This is a genomic window from Streptomyces sp. BE303 (genome assembly GCF_036290945.1).
Taxonomy (GTDB): Bacteria; Actinomycetota; Actinomycetes; order Streptomycetales; family Streptomycetaceae; genus Kitasatospora.
This window is the reverse complement of sequence record NZ_JAQYWZ010000751.1, coordinates 15,163-33,580: the sequence shown is the minus strand read 5'-3', so window position 1 is coordinate 33,580 and position 18,418 is coordinate 15,163. Positions and strand designations below refer to the sequence as shown.

The 18,418-nt window shown below is 75.7% G+C and carries 11 protein-coding genes; 5 read left to right on the top strand and 6 right to left on the bottom strand.

Annotated elements, in window-relative coordinates:
* Positions 1-90: 90 nt before the first annotated feature.
* Positions 91-1,029 (bottom strand): hypothetical protein, encoded by a 939-nt coding sequence (locus PUR56_RS22320; protein ID WP_329950208.1) that lies wholly within the window; start codon positions 1,027-1,029, stop codon positions 91-93.
* 595 nt (positions 1,030-1,624) lie between these two features.
* On the opposite strand from PUR56_RS22320, the gene PUR56_RS22315 reads away from it, so the two are divergent.
* The gene (locus PUR56_RS22315; protein WP_329950207.1) at positions 1,625-3,853 is read left to right on the top strand and encodes a DUF7507 domain-containing protein; all 2,229 of its coding nucleotides are present in this window, start codon (positions 1,625-1,627) and stop codon (positions 3,851-3,853) included.
* Between the two features lie 118 nt (positions 3,854-3,971).
* Here PUR56_RS22315 and PUR56_RS22310 read toward each other — a convergent pair whose 3' ends face one another.
* The 3 genes from PUR56_RS22310 to PUR56_RS22300 form a co-directional block, all read right to left on the bottom strand.
* Complete coding sequence (locus PUR56_RS22310) at positions 3,972-5,033, bottom strand: phosphatidylinositol-specific phospholipase C domain-containing protein (protein ID WP_329950206.1); 1,062 nt, start codon at positions 5,031-5,033, stop codon at positions 3,972-3,974.
* 202 nt (positions 5,034-5,235) lie between these two features.
* Positions 5,236-8,052, bottom strand: coding sequence for an AfsR/SARP family transcriptional regulator (locus tag PUR56_RS22305; RefSeq protein WP_329950205.1), 2,817 nt, complete (start codon positions 8,050-8,052; stop codon positions 5,236-5,238).
* Positions 8,053-8,321: 269 nt separating this feature from the next.
* Positions 8,322-11,150 (bottom strand): AfsR/SARP family transcriptional regulator, encoded by a 2,829-nt coding sequence (locus tag PUR56_RS22300; RefSeq protein WP_329950204.1) that lies wholly within the window; start codon positions 11,148-11,150, stop codon positions 8,322-8,324.
* Between the two features lie 492 nt (positions 11,151-11,642).
* On the opposite strand from PUR56_RS22300, the gene PUR56_RS22295 reads away from it, so the two are divergent.
* Entirely contained in the window at positions 11,643-12,650 is a 1,008-nt protein-coding gene (locus PUR56_RS22295) for a phosphotransferase (protein ID WP_329950203.1), read from the top strand.
* A gap of 105 nt (positions 12,651-12,755) precedes the next feature.
* Here the strand turns inward: PUR56_RS22295 and PUR56_RS22290 are convergent, their stop codons facing one another.
* Complete coding sequence (locus PUR56_RS22290; protein WP_329950202.1) at positions 12,756-13,250, bottom strand: hypothetical protein; 495 nt, start codon at positions 13,248-13,250, stop codon at positions 12,756-12,758.
* Between the two features lie 491 nt (positions 13,251-13,741).
* Between PUR56_RS22290 and PUR56_RS22285 the strand changes: the two genes are divergently transcribed.
* The 3 genes from PUR56_RS22285 (at position 13,742) to PUR56_RS22275 (ending at position 17,586) form a co-directional block, all read left to right on the top strand.
* Positions 13,742-14,140, top strand: coding sequence for a hypothetical protein (locus PUR56_RS22285; protein WP_329950201.1), 399 nt, complete (start codon positions 13,742-13,744; stop codon positions 14,138-14,140).
* Between the two features lie 111 nt (positions 14,141-14,251).
* Positions 14,252-17,209, top strand: coding sequence for a helix-turn-helix transcriptional regulator (locus tag PUR56_RS22280; protein WP_329950200.1), 2,958 nt, complete (start codon positions 14,252-14,254; stop codon positions 17,207-17,209).
* A 224-nt stretch (positions 17,210-17,433) separates the two neighbouring features.
* Positions 17,434-17,586 (top strand): hypothetical protein, encoded by a 153-nt coding sequence (locus PUR56_RS22275; RefSeq protein WP_329878077.1) that lies wholly within the window; start codon positions 17,434-17,436, stop codon positions 17,584-17,586.
* A 174-nt stretch (positions 17,587-17,760) separates the two neighbouring features.
* Here the strand turns inward: PUR56_RS22275 and PUR56_RS22270 are convergent, their stop codons facing one another.
* Positions 17,761-18,198, bottom strand: coding sequence for a hypothetical protein (locus tag PUR56_RS22270; RefSeq protein ID WP_329950199.1), 438 nt, complete (start codon positions 18,196-18,198; stop codon positions 17,761-17,763).
* Positions 18,199-18,418 lie beyond the last annotated feature (220 nt).

Genomic DNA, 18,418 nt, shown 5'->3' with positions numbered 1-18,418 from the left:
GGCTCCTGGGAAAAGGAAGAGGCGGCGGAGAACGCGGGCGGCGGGAATCAGGCGGGACGCGGGCGGCACTCGGGCGGCACTCGGGCGGACTCAGCCGCCGGAGGTCAGCCAGGCGCGCTGGCGCCGCATCAGCTCGCTGAGCAGGGCCTTGTCCGGGGTACCCTTCACGTCGACGTCGATCGTGTACTGCACGTCACCCTGGCTGGAGATCCCGGTCATCGAGCCGGTGTAGGCCTGCTGCTTGGGTGTGCGGACGTAGCCGCGGGCACCGGGGTCGCCGGTGATCTCCATCGGTTCCAGGCTCATGGTGTAGCCCTCGGCGAACTCCTTCGTGTCCCCGGCGGAGCCGAAGCGCAGCAGGGTGACGGTGACTTCGGCCTTGCCGTCCGCCGTGCGGTACGTCCGGGTCGCGGCGTCCTTGTAGCCGTACGCACGGAGGATCCGCATGATGGTGTCCCGGTTGTTGAACTCGTCCGCGACCTCCTCGTCCGTCAGCGTCATGCCGTCGGCCGGTCCGTAGGACTCGCCGCCCTCGGGGATCGGGAGCAGGAAGTAGCGCAGATCGCCCTCGTGCTTCCCGCCGTTGACGGTCCCTCTGACGGTGCTCGCCGGCTTGGGAGCCGGAGCGGGGGCGGGTGCCGCCGTGGACGCCGGGGCGGACGCGGTGGGCGACGCGGTGGGCGACGTGGTGGGCGGCGCCGAGGTGACTGCGGCCGGGCCCGGACGTGCCGCGGTGCCGGCGACGACGGCCGCTTCCGGGTCCGGCCTGCCGACGGCCACGGTGACGGCGGCGCTGGTCGCCGTCACGGCGATCAAGCCCGCGGCGGCCAGGGTCACCCCGAGGGCGCGCGGCAGCGTCCGCCGGGAGACCGGGGCAGGGGCCGGGGCCGGGTCGAAGGCGGCGGGGCCGGACGCGGCAGGATCGGGCAGGGCGGGATCGGACGACCCCGGGCCGGGCACGGCAGCGGGATCGAGCGCCCCCTGCTGCGCCTGGTCGGCGGCAGACGGCGAACTCTCGGGCGCGGACAAGGGACTCCCCCAGGAAGACAGCGGAATGTCGCGCGTCGGCGCCTCGCGGGCCGCCCCCGGCAGCGCACTTCAGGCCGCCCGTGACGCGTCTCAGCCGAAATTATGAGAGTCGGTCCAGTCCGGTGCCAACAAGATCAATCACCGCACTCCCACCCAATGGTCAACCAATGGGACACACCGTGACCGAACCGAAATGGACGGCGCCCGTCGCACGCTCCCGTCCGGCCCCCTCACCGCGACACCCGACCGGTTCGGCGGGGCGTCCGTCCGGCGACACGCGGGGACTTCGGGGACTTCGGGACCTGCGGAACAGGACCGTTCCGGCGAGTGCGCGCACCCGACCGGATGATTCCCGCGATCACGAACGATGGAGAGACCCCGGATTCGAGTATCTGTTCCGTGCCGCGTCCGGTGCGGGTGCGGCCGTCCACCTGTCCATGAAGGTCGTGCCGCCGTCGCGCCGGTCCTGCCGGTACGGGGCGAGATGAGGAGAACCACGATGCGAGTCGGCGGAACCAGAGGCGCCCCCGGACGACCACCGGGACCGGAGGGCGCACGCGGGACCCGCCGGGGTCCCGGCCTGCTGACCTCGGTCGTGGCCGTAGGGGCGGTCCTCGTCGCGGCGTTCCCCCTGGCGCCCGTCGCCACCGCGCAGTCCCCCGCCCTGTCGCTGACGCAGAGCGTCGCGCCGACGACCTTCCGGGCGGCCGGCCAGACGATCACCTTCTCCTACCTGCTGGCCAACACCGGTGACGAGCCGCTGACCGCGGTCACCGCCGCGAACACCTCGTTCAGCGGGACCGGGACCCCGCCGGTGGTCTCCTGTCCGGACACCTCCCTCGCCCAGGGCGCCTCGATGACCTGTACCGCGCCCTACACGGTGACGCAGGCCGACGTCGACGCGGGCAGGGTCACCGGTGTCGGTACCGCGAGCGGCACCCCGCCGACCGGCTCCGCGGTGACCGCGCCCGACTCCCCCGTGACGGCGGTCGCGTTGCAGAGCGCAGCCCTCTCCGTCGAGAAGACCGCCTCGGGCGGCGGGGGCGGTGGCGACAACCGCCGCTCCACGCTGGTGGCGACCCTGTCGCCGGGGCAGACCCTCGTCTACTCCTACCTGGTGAAGAACACCGGGAACGTCACCCTGACCGGCGTGAGCGTCACGGACACCTCGTTCTCCGGCACGGGCACACCGCCCGCGATCACCTGCCCGGACACCACCCTCGTCCCGGGCCAGTCCATGATCTGCTCCGCCACGTACACGGTGACCCAGGCCGACGCCGACGCCGGGACGCTCACCAACACCGCCACCGCCACCGGCACCCCGCCGAGCGGTCCCCCGGTCACCTCCCCGCCCTCCACCGCGACGGTGACCGGCCCCCGGACCGGACCGGCGCTGACGCTGGACAAGACAGCCACGACCGGCGGCGGGGGCGGCGGCAACAACCGGCGCTCGGCGCTCGTCACCACCCTGGTGGCGGGCTCCGCGATCATCTACTGGTTCGTGGTGACGAACTCGGGGGACGTCACGCTGACCGACATCAGCGTCACCGACACCTCGTTCTCCGGCACGGGCACACCGCCCGCGATCACCTGCCCGGACACCACCCTCGTCCCGGGCCAGTCCATGACCTGTTTCGCCGCGTACACGGTGACCCAGGCCGACGCCGACGCCGGGACGCTCACCAACACCGCCACCGCCACCGGCACCCCGCCCACCGGTTCGCCGGTCACCTCGCCGCCCTCCACCACCACGGTGACCGGCCCGCGGGCGTCCCTCACCCTGGAGAAGACCGCCTCCGCCGGCGGGGGCGGCGGCAACAACCGGCGCTCCACGCTGGTGGCGACCCTGACACCCGGGCAGAGGCTCACCTACTCCTACCTGGTCACCAACACCGGGAACGTCACGCTGACCGGGGTGACCGCCGCGGACACCTCGTTCTCCGGTGCGGGGACCACGCCGACCGTCAGCTGTCCCGGCACCACCCTGGCCCCGGCGGAGTCGATGACCTGCACCTCCTCGTACGTCGTGACGCAGGCGGACATCGACGCCGGGACGCTCACCAACACCGCCACCGCCACCGGCACCCCGCCGAGCGGTCCCCCGGTCACCTCCCCGCCCTCCACCGCGACGGTGACGCCCACCCGGCAGCCCGCGCTCACCCTGGTCAAGTCCGCCGCACCCGCGGTGATCGACCACGCGGGCCAGGTCGTGAGTTACACCCTGATCCTCACCAACACCGGCAACGTCACGCTCACCCGTCCCGAGGTCGTGGACACCGCCTTCAACGGCTCGGGCGGTACCCCGGTGCACTCCTGCGCCGACACGCCGCTCGCTCCCGGCGGCTCGGTCACCTGCACCGGCACCTACACCGTCACCGAGGCCGATCTCGGTCAGGAGGCCATCGCCAACACGGCCGTCGCGACGGCCGTCGCCCCCGGTCCCACGACGGTCACCTCGCCGCCCTCGTCGGCGACCGTGACGGTCAGGGCCGAGCCGCAGCCCACCCACTCGCCCCGGCCCACGCACAGCCCGAAGCCCACCCACACCCCGAAACCGACCCACAGTCCGAAGCCCACCCACAGTCCGAAGCCGACCGAGACCCCGAAGCCGGCTCACAGCCCACGGCCCAAGCCGCCGGCCCCGCAGCCGCCGGCCGGGCACGGTCCCGCGGCGCCGCTGCCGGAGACGGGTGCCGGAGACCTGCTCCCGGTCGCCGCGACGGGCGCGGCCCTGCTCCTCGCCGGCGCCCCGATGCTGGTCGTCGCAGCCCGGCGCCGCCGCCCGGCGGTCGCGGGGAACCACGATCACCGGCCCTCCGAGTGATCACCCCGCCCGAATGATCGCCTGAGCGGCACCGTCGGGAGCGGGCCGGCCTGCTCCCGACGTGCCCCGGCCGGATCCGGGGCGTGCGGCCGGCGTGGGCCGCCGACCGCCGGACCCGTCAGCCGCGGGTCAGGACGAGGGACTGGACGGCGGGCAGCCTGCGCCAGTCGCCGGAGACGATGCTCGCGTGGGCGCGGGCGAGCTGTTCGGTCCGGGTGCGGGCCTGGTCGGCGGTGGGGTCGGTGGCGCTGATGGCCGGGGCGACCTTGTGGGCGTCGGTCATCGTCAGGAGGTAGTGGCGCGCGTCGTACCAGGAGGTGTCGATCCCGCCGGCGTAGGCGGCGGCGTCACCGTCGAACACCACGAACCACGGCCGGATCGACGTCTCCGCGTACTTGGTGCGCGGGTCGCCGGACGCGGCGCCGTGCACGGCGGGGAAGATCCGCGCCTCGCCGGTCCGGCCCGCCGCGGCCAGGTCGCGCAGGTGGCGGGCGTACTCGATGTCGGTGGGCAGGGTGTCGAAGGGGTTGCCCTCCTCGAAGGAGCCGGGGATCACGTACACCAGCACCCGCCCGGCGAGCGCCGCCCTGGTCGGCCAGTTACCCGCGCGCACCGCCTCGTCGGCGGTCGCGTACGAGCCGCCGCCGGGCTTGGCGAGCACGTCCGCCGGGCGCAGGACGGCGGCGCCCAGGTGAGCGGCGATCAGCGAGTCGAGGTGGGCGGGGCCCATGCCGCGGTTGCCGGCGAAACCCGCCTTGAGCTCCAGCTTGATGACGAGCGGGCCGGCGCCGGGGTGGGCACCGAGCCAGACCCGGACGTCGTCCAGGCAGGTCTCCAGGTTCTTGTCACCCCCGCCGGTGTAGAGCTGGGCGGGGGTGCTCGCGCTGACGCAGTTGTTGGCGTTGCCGAGCGGGTTGGAGTGGCTGACCTTCCACTCCTTGGTGACGGTGTCCGTCCAGGCGTCCAGCTCGATCATGCCGGTGCCGGTGTCGAGTCCCTGGGCGAGGAAGCCGAACGCCGCCGGGTCGTAGGTGTTGTGCAGGCCGACGGTGGTGGCCGAGCCGAACGGGAGGTCGCCGGGACCGACCGCGGCCGTGACCGGCCGGACCGGCAGCAGGACGGCGGCCGCGACGAGCAGGCCGGTGAAGAAGGTGCCGGTGAGGGAGCGGCGGTCGGCCACGTGTCTGTCCCCTTGTCAGAGCGCGTCGGCGGACGCCCCGCCGCAGTGAGCATGACGCATCCGGCCGGCACCGAGGTGAAGGGGGCACGACACGTTCGTGAGGATTGCGGACCTTACCATCCGCGGCGGCGCGGATGGTGGGCGGGGGGGGGCGCCAGTACGGCGGTACGGCGGTGCGGCGGGAGGTCGGGTCCGGGTGCCGTCAGGGCTTCGCGACGGGAAGGCCGGCGAGCTTGCCGCGGAGTTCGTCCGTGGACGGATGGCCGATCTCCTCGGCGATCGCCAGGGCCTGCCGCCAGGTCTGCCGGGCCGCGTCCGGGTCTCCCGCGGCGAGGTGGGTGTCGCCGAGGTGGCCCAGGATCTCCGTCTCGCCGTACCGGTCGCCGAAGCCCCGGTCCAGCTCCAGGGCCCGGCGGTAGCAGTCGACGGCCTCGGTGTGGTCGCCGAGGTGGTGGTGCACGTGGCCGAGGCTGTCCCAGGCGCCCGCCTCGCCGTGCCGGTCCCCGATCTCCCGGTTGAGCCGCACCGCCTGGACGCAGTGGTCGAGGGCCGTGCGGTGGTCGCCGAGCATGATGTTCAGCCAGCCGACGTTGTTCAGGGCCCGGGCCTGGCCCCCCGCGTGACCCGTCTGCCGGTACAGGGCGAGCGCCTGCTCGACGTGGCCGAGCGCGTCCCGCTGCCGGTCCTGCTGGACGAGCACCCAACCCAGACCGCGGTGGGTGTGCGCCTGGCCCGTACGGTCGTCGAGCAGCCGGTAGAGGTCGAGGGCGTGCCGGAAGTGGCGGTGGCCCTCGTCCGGTCGACCCATCTGGGTGTGCACGCTGCCGAGGCTGCGGTGGGCCCCCGCCTGCCGGGCCGGGTCGCCGAGCCGCCGGGCCGCCTCCAGCGCGGTCCGCTGGGTGGCCGCCCAGTCGTGCCAGTGTCCGCGGAAGTCGAAGAACGTCTCCAGGGCCCACGCCAGGTGCCAGGCGTGCGCGTCCAGACCGGCCGACACCGCGCGGTCGATCGCGCCGAGCAGCACGGCGTGCTCGGCCGTGAACCAGGTGAGGGCCGCGCCGTGGTCCGCCGGTTCCTCCGGGGTGACGCCGGGCCCGGCGGGCGCCGGGCTCACCCGGTCCCGGTGCGGATCCAGCCGCTCGGCGGCGAATCCGGCGGTGTGCACGTAGAAGTCCATCAGCCGCAGCAGCGCCCGGTCGTTGCCGTCCGGCTCCTGGCGTGCGCGTTCGGCCGCGTAGAGGCGGACCAGGTCGTGCAGCCGGTAGCGGCCGGGCGCGGGCTGCCGGACGAGGTGCGCGTTCTCCAGTTCCCGCAGCGCGGTCCGTACGGCGCCGGCCGGCCAGGCCGTCAGCGCCGCGACGGCGGCCGTCCCGATCTCCGGCCCCGGGGCCAGGCCGATCAGCCGGAACACCTCGGCCGCCCCGGCACCCAGGGCGCGGTAGGAGACGGTGAACGCCGCCCGCACGTCGGCCGTCAGGTCACCCGCGTCCAGGGCGTCCAGTCGCGCCGACTCGTCCCTGAGCTCCTCGGCCAGCACGGCCAGCGGGAAGTCGGGGTGCGCGGCCGCCCGGGCACCCACCACGCTGATCGCCAGCGGCAGGCCCGCGCAGTGCTCCAGCAGGGCGGTGACGGCCGCCGGTTCGGCCTCGGCGCGGGCCGGCCCCAGGTGGCGGAGCATCAACGCGCGGGCGTCCGGCGGGGCCAGCACGTCGAGGGTCAGCAGCCGGGCGCCGTGGGCGCTCGCCAGACCGGCCAGCCGACGGCGGCTGGTGACCAGCACCGCACAGGTGGCGCTGCCCGGCAGCAGCGCGGCAGCCTGCTCGGCGTCGGCGGCGTTGTCCAGCACGATCAGCATCCGCCGGCCCTGGACCAGGCTCCGGTACAGGCGCGCCTGTGCCTGCGCGGCCGCGGGCACGGCGTCGGAGGACACCCCCAGCGCGTCGAGGAAGGCGCGCACCGCCACGGTCGGCGCGAGTCGCTCCCCCGACGGGTCGAAGCCGCGCAGGTCCGCGTACAGCTGGCCGTCCGGGAAGCGGTCGAGGTTCCGGTGCGCCCAGTGCAGGGCCAGCCAGGTCTTCCCGATCCCGCCGCTGCCGCCGACCGCGCAGACCGCCACCGCGTCGCCGGGCGGGTGCGGCGCGGACAGCGCCCCGTCCAGCTCCGCGAGTTGCCGGTCGCGGCCGGTCAGCCAGGACGGACAGGCGGGGAGCTGGCGCGGCACGGGGACGGCGGGCGGGCCGGGGACGGCGGGCGGGCCGGCGCGCGGGGCCGGCCTGGGGGCGGCCAACCCGGGGTCGTCGGTGAGGACCTGCCGGTGCAGCCGCATCAGCGCCGGGCCGGGATCGGCCCCCAGTTCCTCCGCGAGTCTGCGCCTCAGCCTCCGGTAGTGGGCCAGGGCGTCGGCGCTGCGGCCGCTGCGGCACAGCGCGAGCATCAGCTGACCGGCCAGCCGCTCGTCCAGCGGGTGCTGTGCGGTGCGGGCGGTGAGCGCGGGCAGCACCTCGCCGTGCAGGCCGTTGCGGAGCGAGAGGTCGGTGCCGTCGAGTTCGGCCGAAAAGCGTTCCTGTTCCAGGCTGCGGCGCAGCTCGTGGAACCACGGGGTGTCGACGGTGGCGAACGCCTCCCCCCGCCACAGCTCCAGCGCCTGCCGCATCAGCTCCGCCGCCTGCTCGCCGTCCGACGCCCTGGCCCGCGCGGCGAGCAGACGGAAGCGGTGCAGGTCCACGGCGCCCGGTTCCACCTCCAGGACGTAGCCGCCGGCCTGCCGCCCGATCCGCACCTCGGTGCCCGCGCCGTCCAGCGCCCGGCGCAGCCGGGACAGGTAGCTGTACAGCGTGCCCATGGCCCGCTGCGGGGCCCTGCCCGCCCAGACCCGTTCGACGAGTTCGTCGGCGGGCACCGCCCGGTTGGCGTCCACGAGCAGCGCGGCCAGGACGCAGCGCTGGCGCAGGTGTCCCACGTCGGCGGGGCGGCCCGCGACGCGTGCCTCGATCGTGCCGAGTACCCCGAACTCCACCGTCATCCCGACCGCCCCCTCCGGTGGAACCCTAGCCCGGCGCCCCCGGCCCGTGCCGGGAACGCCCGGGTTCTCCGCCCGGTCCCGACGTTTTCCGCCGCGGGCGGGGCGCGGGGCGGAGTGACGGGGCGGCAGGGACGGCGGCGGGGTGCGGCGGGTCGGGGTGGCGGCGGCGGCCGTCGGTCGGGGGCGCCCGTGGATCGGGGTGCCCTGGATCGGGGTGCGGGGAGGAGGTCGTGCGGGGAGGAGGTCGTGCGGGGAGGAGGTCGTGCGGGTCAGGCCGGGACGCAGTCCCGGATCTTGGCGGCGAGCCGGGCCACGTCGTCCAGCCGGTGGGTGAGGTCGGTCTGGACCTCGGCCGCCTCCTGCCAGGCGGCGCGCGCGTCGGCGACGTGGCCCGCCGCGTGGTGCGCATCACCGAGGTGTTCGAGGTTCTGCGCCTCGTTCGAGCGGTGGCCGATGGTGCGGTTGATGACCAGGGCGCGCTCGTAGCAGTCGGCGGCCTCCGGGTACCGGCCCAGGCCCTGCAGGGCGAATCCGATGCTGTCCAGGGCGTTGGCCTCGCCCCGGTGGTCGCCCACCTCCCGGTGGTAGTCCAGCGCCCGGCGGCAGGTGTCGGCCGCCTCGGCGTAGCGGCCGAGCTGCGCGTAGTCCCAGCCCGCCGCGTTGAGGGCCCTGGCCCGGCAGATTCCGTCTCCGGCCGTGTCGAACAGGTCGAGGGCGAGCAGGTCGTGCCGCAGGGCCCGTTCCTGGTCCCCCCGGACCTCCCACAGGTATCCCAGGTGCAGCTCGGCATGCCCCTCGGCCTCCGGCCGCCCGAGGGCCCGGCAGAGCCGGACCGACTCCTCCAGGTGGGCGAGGGCCTCGTCGTGGCGGCCCAGTTCCATGGTGGCGCAGCCCAGTTCGCGGTGTGCGCGGGCCTGTTCGGCCCGGTCGCCGGCGGCCGTGGCGGCGTCGAGCGCCGCCTCGAACACGGCCAGCACGTCGTGCCACCGTGCTCCCCTGCCGAGGAACGTGCTCAGGGTGCTCGCGAGTTGCCAGGTGGGGGCACCCGGCCGGATGCCCGACCCGGCGCCCGACCGGGTGCCGCCGGCCTGCTGCACGAGCGTGCCCAGCACCGGGTACTCGGCGGCGAACCAGGCGTGGGCGGCCCGCTCGTCGGCCGGCCGCCACGGGCCCGAGCCGGGCTGCGGCGGCGGCAGCGGCGGCGTGTCCTGGTGGACGTTCAGCAGGCTGTCGCAGGCGAGCGCGGTGTGGAGGTAGTGGTCGACCAGCCGGTCGAAGGCGCCGTCGCGGTCCGCGTCCCCGGCGACGAGTTCGAGGGCGTGGGCCCGGACCAGGTCGTGGAGGGTGTACCGGCCCGGGCGGTCCTCGGTCAGGAGGTGGGCGCGGGCGAGTTCGGCGACCACCGGACGGACGTCCGGAACCGGCTCGCCGACGAGCGCGGCGGCTGCGGCGAGGGAGACGTCCGGGCCGGGGTGCGCGCCGAGGAGGCGGAAGAGCCGTTGCGCGGGCCCGCCGAACGTCCGGTAGGAGGACGTGAGGACGGCCCGGACGTCGGCGGTCGTGTCACCGTCGCCGGCGCCGAACGCGTCGAGGGTGTTGCGCACGCGGCCGAGGTCCTCGGCCAGCGCGGACAGGGCGAGTTCGGGCCGGTCGGCCGCCCGCGCGGCGAGGACACCGATCGCCAGGGGCATCCCTCCGCACAGCGCGAGCAGCCGGTCGGTGGCGGCCCGTTCGGCCTCCGGACGCGGGTGTCCGAGGTGGCTGCCGAACAGCCGGGCGGAGTCCTCACCGGACAGCGCGCCCAGCGTCAGCACGTGCGCTCCGTGCGCCACGACGAGGCCGGGCAGTCGACGACGGCTCGTGACCAGGGCGGTGCAGCCGAGGCCGCCGGGCAGGAGGGGGAGGACCTGCTCGGTGTCGTGGGCGTTGTCCAGCACCACGAGGATCCGCTTCGCCGCCGTCAGGCTGCGGTAGAGGCCGGTCTGCCCGTGGAGGTCGGTCGGCACGGCGTGCGGGGCGACCCCGAGTGCTTCGAGGAAGCCGCGCAGGGCGGTCTGCGGCCGGATCGGGGGCTCGGAGGGATCGAAGCCCTTCAGGTTGACGAACAACTGGCCGTCGGGGAAGGAGTCCAGGTTGTCGTAGGCCCAGCGCAGAGCCAGCCAGGTCTTGCCCATCCCGCCCGCCCCGGTGACCGCCAGGACGGGGCGGGCGCCCTCGCCCCGACGCGGACCGAGCCGCTCCAGCTCCGCCTCCCGGGCCGTGAACCGGTCCGGCGGCAAGGGCAGTTGGCGCGGCACGACGAACCCCGGTTCGGCGGACGGCGGCGCGGCGGCCACCGGGGCCGACTCCGTCCTCGGCGCCTCCAGGGCGGGATCGGCGGCCAGGATGCGCAGGTGCAGACGGCGCAGCTCCGGACCGGGCTCGACGCCGAGTTGTTCCGCGAGCTCCCTCCGGGTGCGCTCGTAGTGCTCCAGTGCGTCCGCCTGGCGTCCGCTGCGGTACAGGGCGAGCATGAACCGGCCCGCCGGGCCCTCGTCGAGGGGGTGGCCCGTCACGAGTCGCTGCAGGTCGCCGAGCACCTCCGTGTGCTCGCCGCAGTCGAGTCTGAGGTCCATCAGGTCGGCCTCGGCGGTACGGTGCCGTTCGTCGAGCCGCGTCCGCAGCTCGTTCAGCCAGGGCGTGTCGATCCTGGGCAGCAGCGTGCCGCGTCTGAGCGCCACCGCCTGCTCCAACAGGAGCCTCGCGCGGGAGGGTTCGGCGGTCCGCGCCTCGCCCGTCCAGCGTGCGAAGCGGTACAGGTCGACCGCCATGGGGTCCACGTCGACCGCGTACCCGCCGCCCCGGCGCTCGATCCTGGCCTCGTCGGACCCCTCCAGGGCCTGCCGGAGCCGGGAGAGGTAGCTGTAGAGGGTGCTCCGGCCACCACGGGGCGGGGCCTCGCCCCAGACCCGTTCGAGCAGCTGCTCCGCGGTCACGCAGGCGTCACGGTCGGCCAACAGGGCCACCAGCACGCACTGCTGGCGCGGGTGCCCCAGGTCGACGGCCCGCCGGCCGATCAGGACCTCGACGCCCCCGAGCAAGCGGATCCGAACTGACATGTCGTCAATCTCCTTGCTTTCGAGCGGAATCATGGTGGGGAGCGGACCGCCCGTGGCAAGCGTAGCCATCGCCGCCGGAACGCGACATCGGCGCCGACCTGCGGGTTCAACACCCCTCGCAAGGTCCGGGCAAGTCCCGGCTGCGAGATTCGGATCTGCCGCACCGGCCCGGGACCGCGGTCGCACCACCGTCCGGCGGCGCGCGTCGAGGCGCCGGACGACCGCCCCGCACACCACAGGAGGAAACCGTGCAGAACGGCCTTCACCGTCCAGGACGACAGGGGCGGCAGGGTGGCGGGAGCGGAGGCGGCCCGGACTCGTCCGGGGGTGGCGGGGGCGGGGGCGCCGACGGGGGCGGCGCCCACGGAGGAACGGGGCCCGGCGGGGGGACCGGGCCCCGCGGGGGTGGGGACGCCGGCGGTCACGGGGGTGCCGCCGGCGCCCCGCCCCTTGCGGCGGACGGAGCGTCCGGCGCGGCCCGAGGGGCGGGCCGTGGCCGCTGAAGCCGTCGAGTTCGGTACGGGCCTGCTCCGGACCACCGTGCGCCGGACCGTGCACGGCTACCGCTGGTCGCGCGCGCCGGGCCCGGACGCGCCGTCCCCCTTCGCGGCCGTCTCCCCCGGAACGGCCGCGCTGCTCGCCGGCCTGCCCGCGGTCCCCGGGACCGGCCGGGCCGCCGGAACCGGCTGGCTCCTCGGGGAGGAGGACGGCCGGGGGCACCGCCACTACTCCGCGCGGAGCCCGCTGAGCGCGGCCCGGCTCCTGCTGCCGGGCGACCGGAGGGCGGACGGCGCTCCGCCCACCGCCCTCGTGGACGCCGTCACCGGCCTGGGCGCGCTGCTGGCCCGTCTGCACCGCACACCGCTGCCGCCGGGGACCCCGCCGCCCGCCCCCTCCCGCGCCCTGCGCAGGCTGCACGCCTGGCTCACCGACGACTCGCCCGTTCCCGGCGCGGAACTGCTGCGCGACGCACTGGGCGCACGGCGCCACAACACCCTGGTCCGGGGGTGCTCGGCCGCCCTGGCCCCGGGCGACGACGGGGTGCTCTGCCACGGGGCACCCGGACTCGGTTCACTGCTGCCCGGCGGGCCGGGAGGCGCGGCCGCGGTGTTCATCGGCGAGGATCTCTGTCTGGCCCCGCCGGCGACCGACCTGGGGTGGCTCGTGGGCGAGCTGATCGGGCTGCGGTGGTCGCTCGGCGCGGGTGCGCCGGAGGCCTGGCAGCGGCTCGTCGACGCGGCCGCCGCCGGGTACGGGGCGACGGCGGAGGTGTCCGACAGCTTCTGGCCCGCCCTGCGCGTCGCCGTCCGCGTCCACGACACCGTCGCGTACCGGCCCCGGCCGCCCGACGCCGTGATCCCCCGGTTCGCTCCGCTGCTCCGCGGCCTTCTCGACGCGTCCGGCCTCCACACGTCCGACCGCTTCCCCGGGCGAGACCCCGGCCCCGGGCCCGGACCCGGACCCGGTCGGGGTCGGGGTCGGGGTCCGCGCGGGCGGTGACGGGCCGCCGCAGGGGCCGACGGGGCCCCCGGCGGCGGCGGTCCGGACCCCGGCGCCCCGGGCCGCGCGGCGGCGGACCGGGGCGACCCGGGCGCAGCACCGGCATCAGCAGGTGACGGGGACGTCCACGGTCGACGCGGGCGGCGGGGTGCCGAAGTCCGTCAGCGAGAAGGACGCCCGGACCGTCGAGCCGCACGGGGCTTCGGCCTTCGGGCCACTGACGTAGCCGGTTCCGGCGCCGAGGTAGGTGGAGCCGCTGCGGGTCCCCAGCCCCGCTCCGCCGACGACGGCCAGGGAGACCGTGTAGAGGAAGCTCCGTCCGGGCCCGGGGATCAGCTGCGCGCTGCTCCCGTAGACACTGACCGAGGTGCCGTCGACCGTCACGCAGACGGAGTTCAGCCTGTTGATCATCATGACGGCGGGCCCGCAGCCGGACGTCACCGCGGCGGGGCCGGCGGCAGTCCCGGAGGCTTGACCGGCGGCCGTCGGGGCCGAAGCGCCGACAGAAGGAGTGGTGGCAGTGGCGGGGGCGGCCACCGCGGCGGCCGGCGGACCGGCGAGGGCGAGGGCAGTGGCGAGGACGAGGGCGGTTCGCTTCACGGGTTTCTCTCCTGAGGGTCGGCTAGGCATGCCGTGTGGGGCCGACACCCTTCGAACACAATGTGATATGTCACATCGCAACGTCGATACTGCCACGGAAACCGGCGCCGACCGCCCACATCGCCTCCCCTGCCGGAAAAACGGTCACCGGGCACCGCATGCGTGACCGAAAACCACCGGGTGCGACCGCGGGCGGGGTCGGAGCGCCGGCCCGGGGAACCTCCGCCCACCAGGACACGGACCGAGAGATGGGTACTCCCCCGCATTGTTCTCCGCACGATTCCGGAGGTCCGCTGGATCATCGCCCCGGGCGCCGCACCGGCCACAGCGGTCACCGTGGCCACTGCGGTCGGCGCGGACACGAGTCAGGAGGTGGCGGGCTCACAGGCCCACGGACCTGCCGGGCCACCGACGGCATCGCACGCCCAGCACCGCCGTCCCGTCCCGACGCCCCACGACGCGCTCCACGACAACAAGGCCAGGTGAACGGCATGGACGACGCCCGCACGCCGGTGGGACCGGTGCGACGGCCCGCGATGTACCTGCGGTGCCAGCCCTACGACACCCGCGAGGCGGAGTACGTGCGCACCGCCATGGAGATGCTGGCCGTCCGGCTGGCCCTGCCGTTCCCGGACGTCTACGCCGACCACGGCCGCTCCGCCAGGGGCCCGCTGCCCGCCCTGGAGAAGCTGGTGACGGCGGCCGAGCAGGGCTGGGTGGACGTCGTCCTCGTCCCCGGGCCGTTCGTCTTCTCGCTCGACGACCGCACCGCCGCGGCGACCGTCGCACGGCTGGCCCGCGCGGGCTGCGAGGTCGTCGAGACACCGGGACGCGTCGTGCGCCCCGGACGCCGGACCCCCGGCGGAGTCCCGGCCGGCCTGCCGGGGTGACGTGCACCCGGGCCCACCCGACGCGCCCGACCGGGGCGGAGGCATCATAGGGGTCATGCCAGCCCAGACCGGATACGCCGAGCGCCACGACCGCCCCGCGGCAGCACGGCGATGAGCCGGCCCCAGCCGCCGGCCGCCCACGGCTCCGGATTCGCCCTGGTGGGCCGCGACCACGAGCTCGCCCTCGCGTGCGACGCGCTGTCCCGCCCGCCGGCCGTGCTCGTCGTCGAGGGCGAGGCCGGCATCGGCAAGTCGCGACTGGTGGCCGAGGCCGTCGCGGCCCGGGCCGGGACGGGACGTGCCGTGCTCGGCGGACTCTGCCACCCGCTGCGCGAACCGCTGCCGTTCGGCCCCGTGGTGGACGCCCTGCGGGACGCCGCCGCCCTGCTGCCCCCGCCCGGAGACCTCCCGCCCAGCGCCGGGGCGCTGCGCTGGGTGCTGCCCGACCTGGCCCCGCACCTGCCCCCCGCACCGTCCGGCGGCGAGGGCCTGCTCTCCGGGCGCCATCTGCTGGTCCAGGGCCTGCGCGCGCTGCTCGGCGCACTCGACGACGCCGTCCTGGTGATCGAGGACCTGCACTGGGCCGACGACGCCACCCGCGACCTGCTGCTCCAGCTGGCCCGCGACATGCCGCCGCGACTCTCCCTCGCGGTCACCTACCGCGCCGAGGACATGCCGCCCGACGCACCGGCCTTCGGTGCCGCCTACCGGCGCCCGCCCGGCGTGGCCGGTGCGCTGATCCGGCTGGGCCCCCTCACCGAGCCGGACGTCCACGAGCTCGCCCGCGCCGCGCTCGGCCCGCGCGCCACCCCCGACCTCGCCCGCGTGCTCTTCGACCGCAGTCAGGGCCTCCCCCTGACCGCCGAGGAGGACCTGCTCGCCATCGCCGAACGGCCCCGGGCCGAGACCCGGGCCGAGACCCGGACCGGCAGCCGGCCGGGCGGGGCCGACCCGGCCGCCGACCTGGCCGCCCGGCTGGCCCGGCGCGAGGTGCCGCAGGGCCTGCGCGACGCCGTCACCGAACGGCTCGCCCGCCTCAGCGGCGCCGGCGACGCCGTCGTGGCCGCCGCCGCCGTCCTCGCCGTCCCCGCCGACGAGGACCTGCTGACCGCCGTCGCCGGCCTCGGCCCCGCCGACGGCGCGAACGGCCTGACGGAGGCCCTGCACGCGGCGGTCCTCCAGGAGAGCGCCCCCGACCGCTACGCCTTCCGCCACGTGCTGGCCCAGCAGGTCGCCTACCGGCGCGTCCCCGGGCCGCAGCGCCGGGTCCTGCACCGCCGGGCGGTCGAGGCCCTGGACACCCGGGCCCCCCGGCCGCTGGTCCAGATCGCCCACCACACGCTGGCCATGGGCGACCGCCCCGCCTGGCAGGACCTCGCGCAGGCCGCCGCCGACCAGGCCGTGGCCCTCGGCGACCCGGGCAGCGCCCGGGCGATGCTGCGCAGCCTCCTGGACGAGCCGGGGCTCGACCCGCAGCGGCGCGGGCGGGCCGCGCTGGCCCTGGCCCGGATCGCGGCCGACGACGTGGACCCTGCGGCCAGCATCCAGGTCCTGAGCGGCATGGTCGCCGATCCCCGGCTGCCGGTCGCGGACCGCGGCGAGATCCGTCTCGCCCTCGGGTTCCTCACCGCCGTCCACAGCGGCAACCGGGCCGGGTTCGACCGGATCCGGGAAGCCCTGGAGGAGTTGGAGGAACGCCCCAGCCGGGCCGCCCGGGCCATGGTCGCGATCGCCATGGACGAGCGCGACGGCGCCGGCCGGCACGCGGCGGACTGGCTGGCGCGGGCCGACGGCCTCCTGGCAACCAGTCCGGACGAGGACGTGGCCGCCGCGGTGCGGGCCACCTCGCTCACCTTCATGGCCCGGGACGGCGACCCGGCGGTGTGGGACCGGCTCGACGAACTGCCCCGGTCCTCCGAACGCCCCGAGGTCGTCCGGCAGACCACCCGGGCTCTCTACAACACGGGTGAGATCGGCATCGAGCTCGGCTACGACCGCCGGGCCGCACACCTGCTGGCCGAGAGCCGGCGACTGGCCCGGCAGGCGGCCATCCCGTACCTGGAGTGCTACAGCCGCCTCGCGCTGATCCGGCTGGACATGCTGGCCGGCCGCTGGCAGGAGCTGGAGCAGCGCTTCGACACCCTGGGCGCGGAGTTCGACGACCTGGCGATGGCCGGGGCCGAACGCTCCCTGCTGCTCGGACGGCTGGCCGCCGCCCGCGGCCGACTGGCCCTGGCGCGCGAGGAGTTCGAGATCGCCGGCCGGTACGGTCAGCGGGAGTCCCAGGTCACGGCCGCCCTGCGCGCCGCCGCCGGCCTCGCGGGCCTGCAACTGCTGGAGGGCGACGCCGTCGCCGCCGCCGCCACGGTCGGCCCCGCCCTCACCACCGCGCGTCAGGCCGACGCCTGGGCCAGGACCGCCGAACTGCTGCCGGTCGCCGTCGAGGCGCTCATCGCCACCGGCGGCCACGCCCGCGCCGCGGCCGTCACCGAGGAGGCCGCGGACGCCCTCACCGGCCGGGCCGCGCCCGCCGTCTCGGCGGCCCTCGACCTCGCCCGGGGACTCCTGCTCAGCGCGAGTGGCGAGCCCGGCGCCGACGAGGCGTTCACCCGGGCCCGGAACCAGTGGCACGACATCGGCCGGCCGTACGAGGCGGCACGGGCCGACGAGCGGATCGCCGCCGCGCTCGCCCCCCACGACCGCGCCCGGGCTACCGAGCGGATCGCCGCCGCGGAACGCGTCTACCTCGACGTCGCGGCGACCTCCGACACCGCCCGCTGTCAGAAGCTCCGCCGGGACCTCGACCTCGGCAACACCGGCTCGCCGGGACGCCGCGGCTACGGCAAGCGCCTGTCACCGAGGGAGCGGCAGGTCGCGGAACTCCTCGCCCAGGGCGCCGTCAACCAGGACATCGCCCAGGCCCTGTTCCTCTCGCCCCGGACCGTCGAGCACCATGTGGCGAACGTGCTCCACAAGCTGGGAACGAGTCGCGCCGAGACGGCGCGGGCGCTCGCGAAGGCCGACGCGGACGGGATCGGGGGCGGCTCGGCGGACGGCGTGCAGGTCTGACCTGCGGCGCCCGAAGCACGTCGGGCACCTGCGGTCGGCGGGTGGGCGGCGGACGGGGCGACGGGCGGTGCGGCCGGCGGGACGGCGCCTTCGCGGACGGCTCCCCCAGCGTTCACCCGCGTCGATAGGTAGTCCTCCGCATTGATCCGGCCCGGCCGGACCGGTTCCCTGGAGTGGCCGGAGAGAAGGACCGCCGCGCCCCCCACCAGGAAGGCTCCGACGACATGAGTGCACGTCACCGCTCGCTGAACCCGCCCACCGCGCCGCTGTGCGCCTCGGACCAGGTCCGCGCCACGGTGTGGATCTCGCCCTCCCCGCGCAAGGCCGCCAACCACCCGCTCGCCCTGGTGCGGCTGGCCAGGCTGAGCCGCGCCTGACCCGGGTGCCCCTCGTCGCCGACGGAGCGCCGGCGGAGCGCCGGTGACCGCGCGCGGCAGCCGGTGACGCGGTCTCCCGCCCCGCAGGCGCCGTGCGAGGCGGGCGACCGGGACCGGAGCCGCGGAAGGGCCCTGCCCGACCGGCCGGGCAGGGCCCTTCCCACCCGGGCGGGGTCAGCAGTTCGCCGGCACCGCGAGGGTGGCGATCGACGGCGGCCAGCCCCACTCGGTGGCCTCGATCGTGGCCTCGGCGGTCGAGCCGCAGGGGACGACACCGGAGATCGTGCCCACCTCGGTCGCACTGCGCCTGACGACCGGCGCCGGCTTCAGCGCGCCGAGCTGGAGACCGCCGACCACCGAGGCGGTGAAGCGGAAGGGGACGGCCCGCGGCGACCACGCGACGCTGCTCGGGGTGGCCGTTCCGGTGAACGTGACCTGGTCGCCGTAGACGACGGCGCAGAGCTCGTTGACCACGACGCCGCGGTAGCTGCTGACGCAGGTCCTCGTGACGACGGCGGACGCGGCCTCGTCGGAGGCCTGGGCGGTGGCCTGGGCGGCGCCGGCGACGGTCAGGAGGGTGCTGCCGGCAAGAATGGCGAGGAGCCGATTCATCGGGTGCTTCCCGTTCGTAGGTAGGAATGTCAGGTGGAAGTCAGGTGGAAGCCATGTGACATTTCACGCTTCACACCTCACATACTGCCATGGATTCAAGCGGAATATTTGATTCCATCCTTCATTTCGAAGCCATTTTCTGATTTCAGCCTTTGTCTGTCCGAAACCCGCCGGTCGGGTGTCCCCGCATGGCGCCCCATGTCCGCCCGTGAACAGTTGG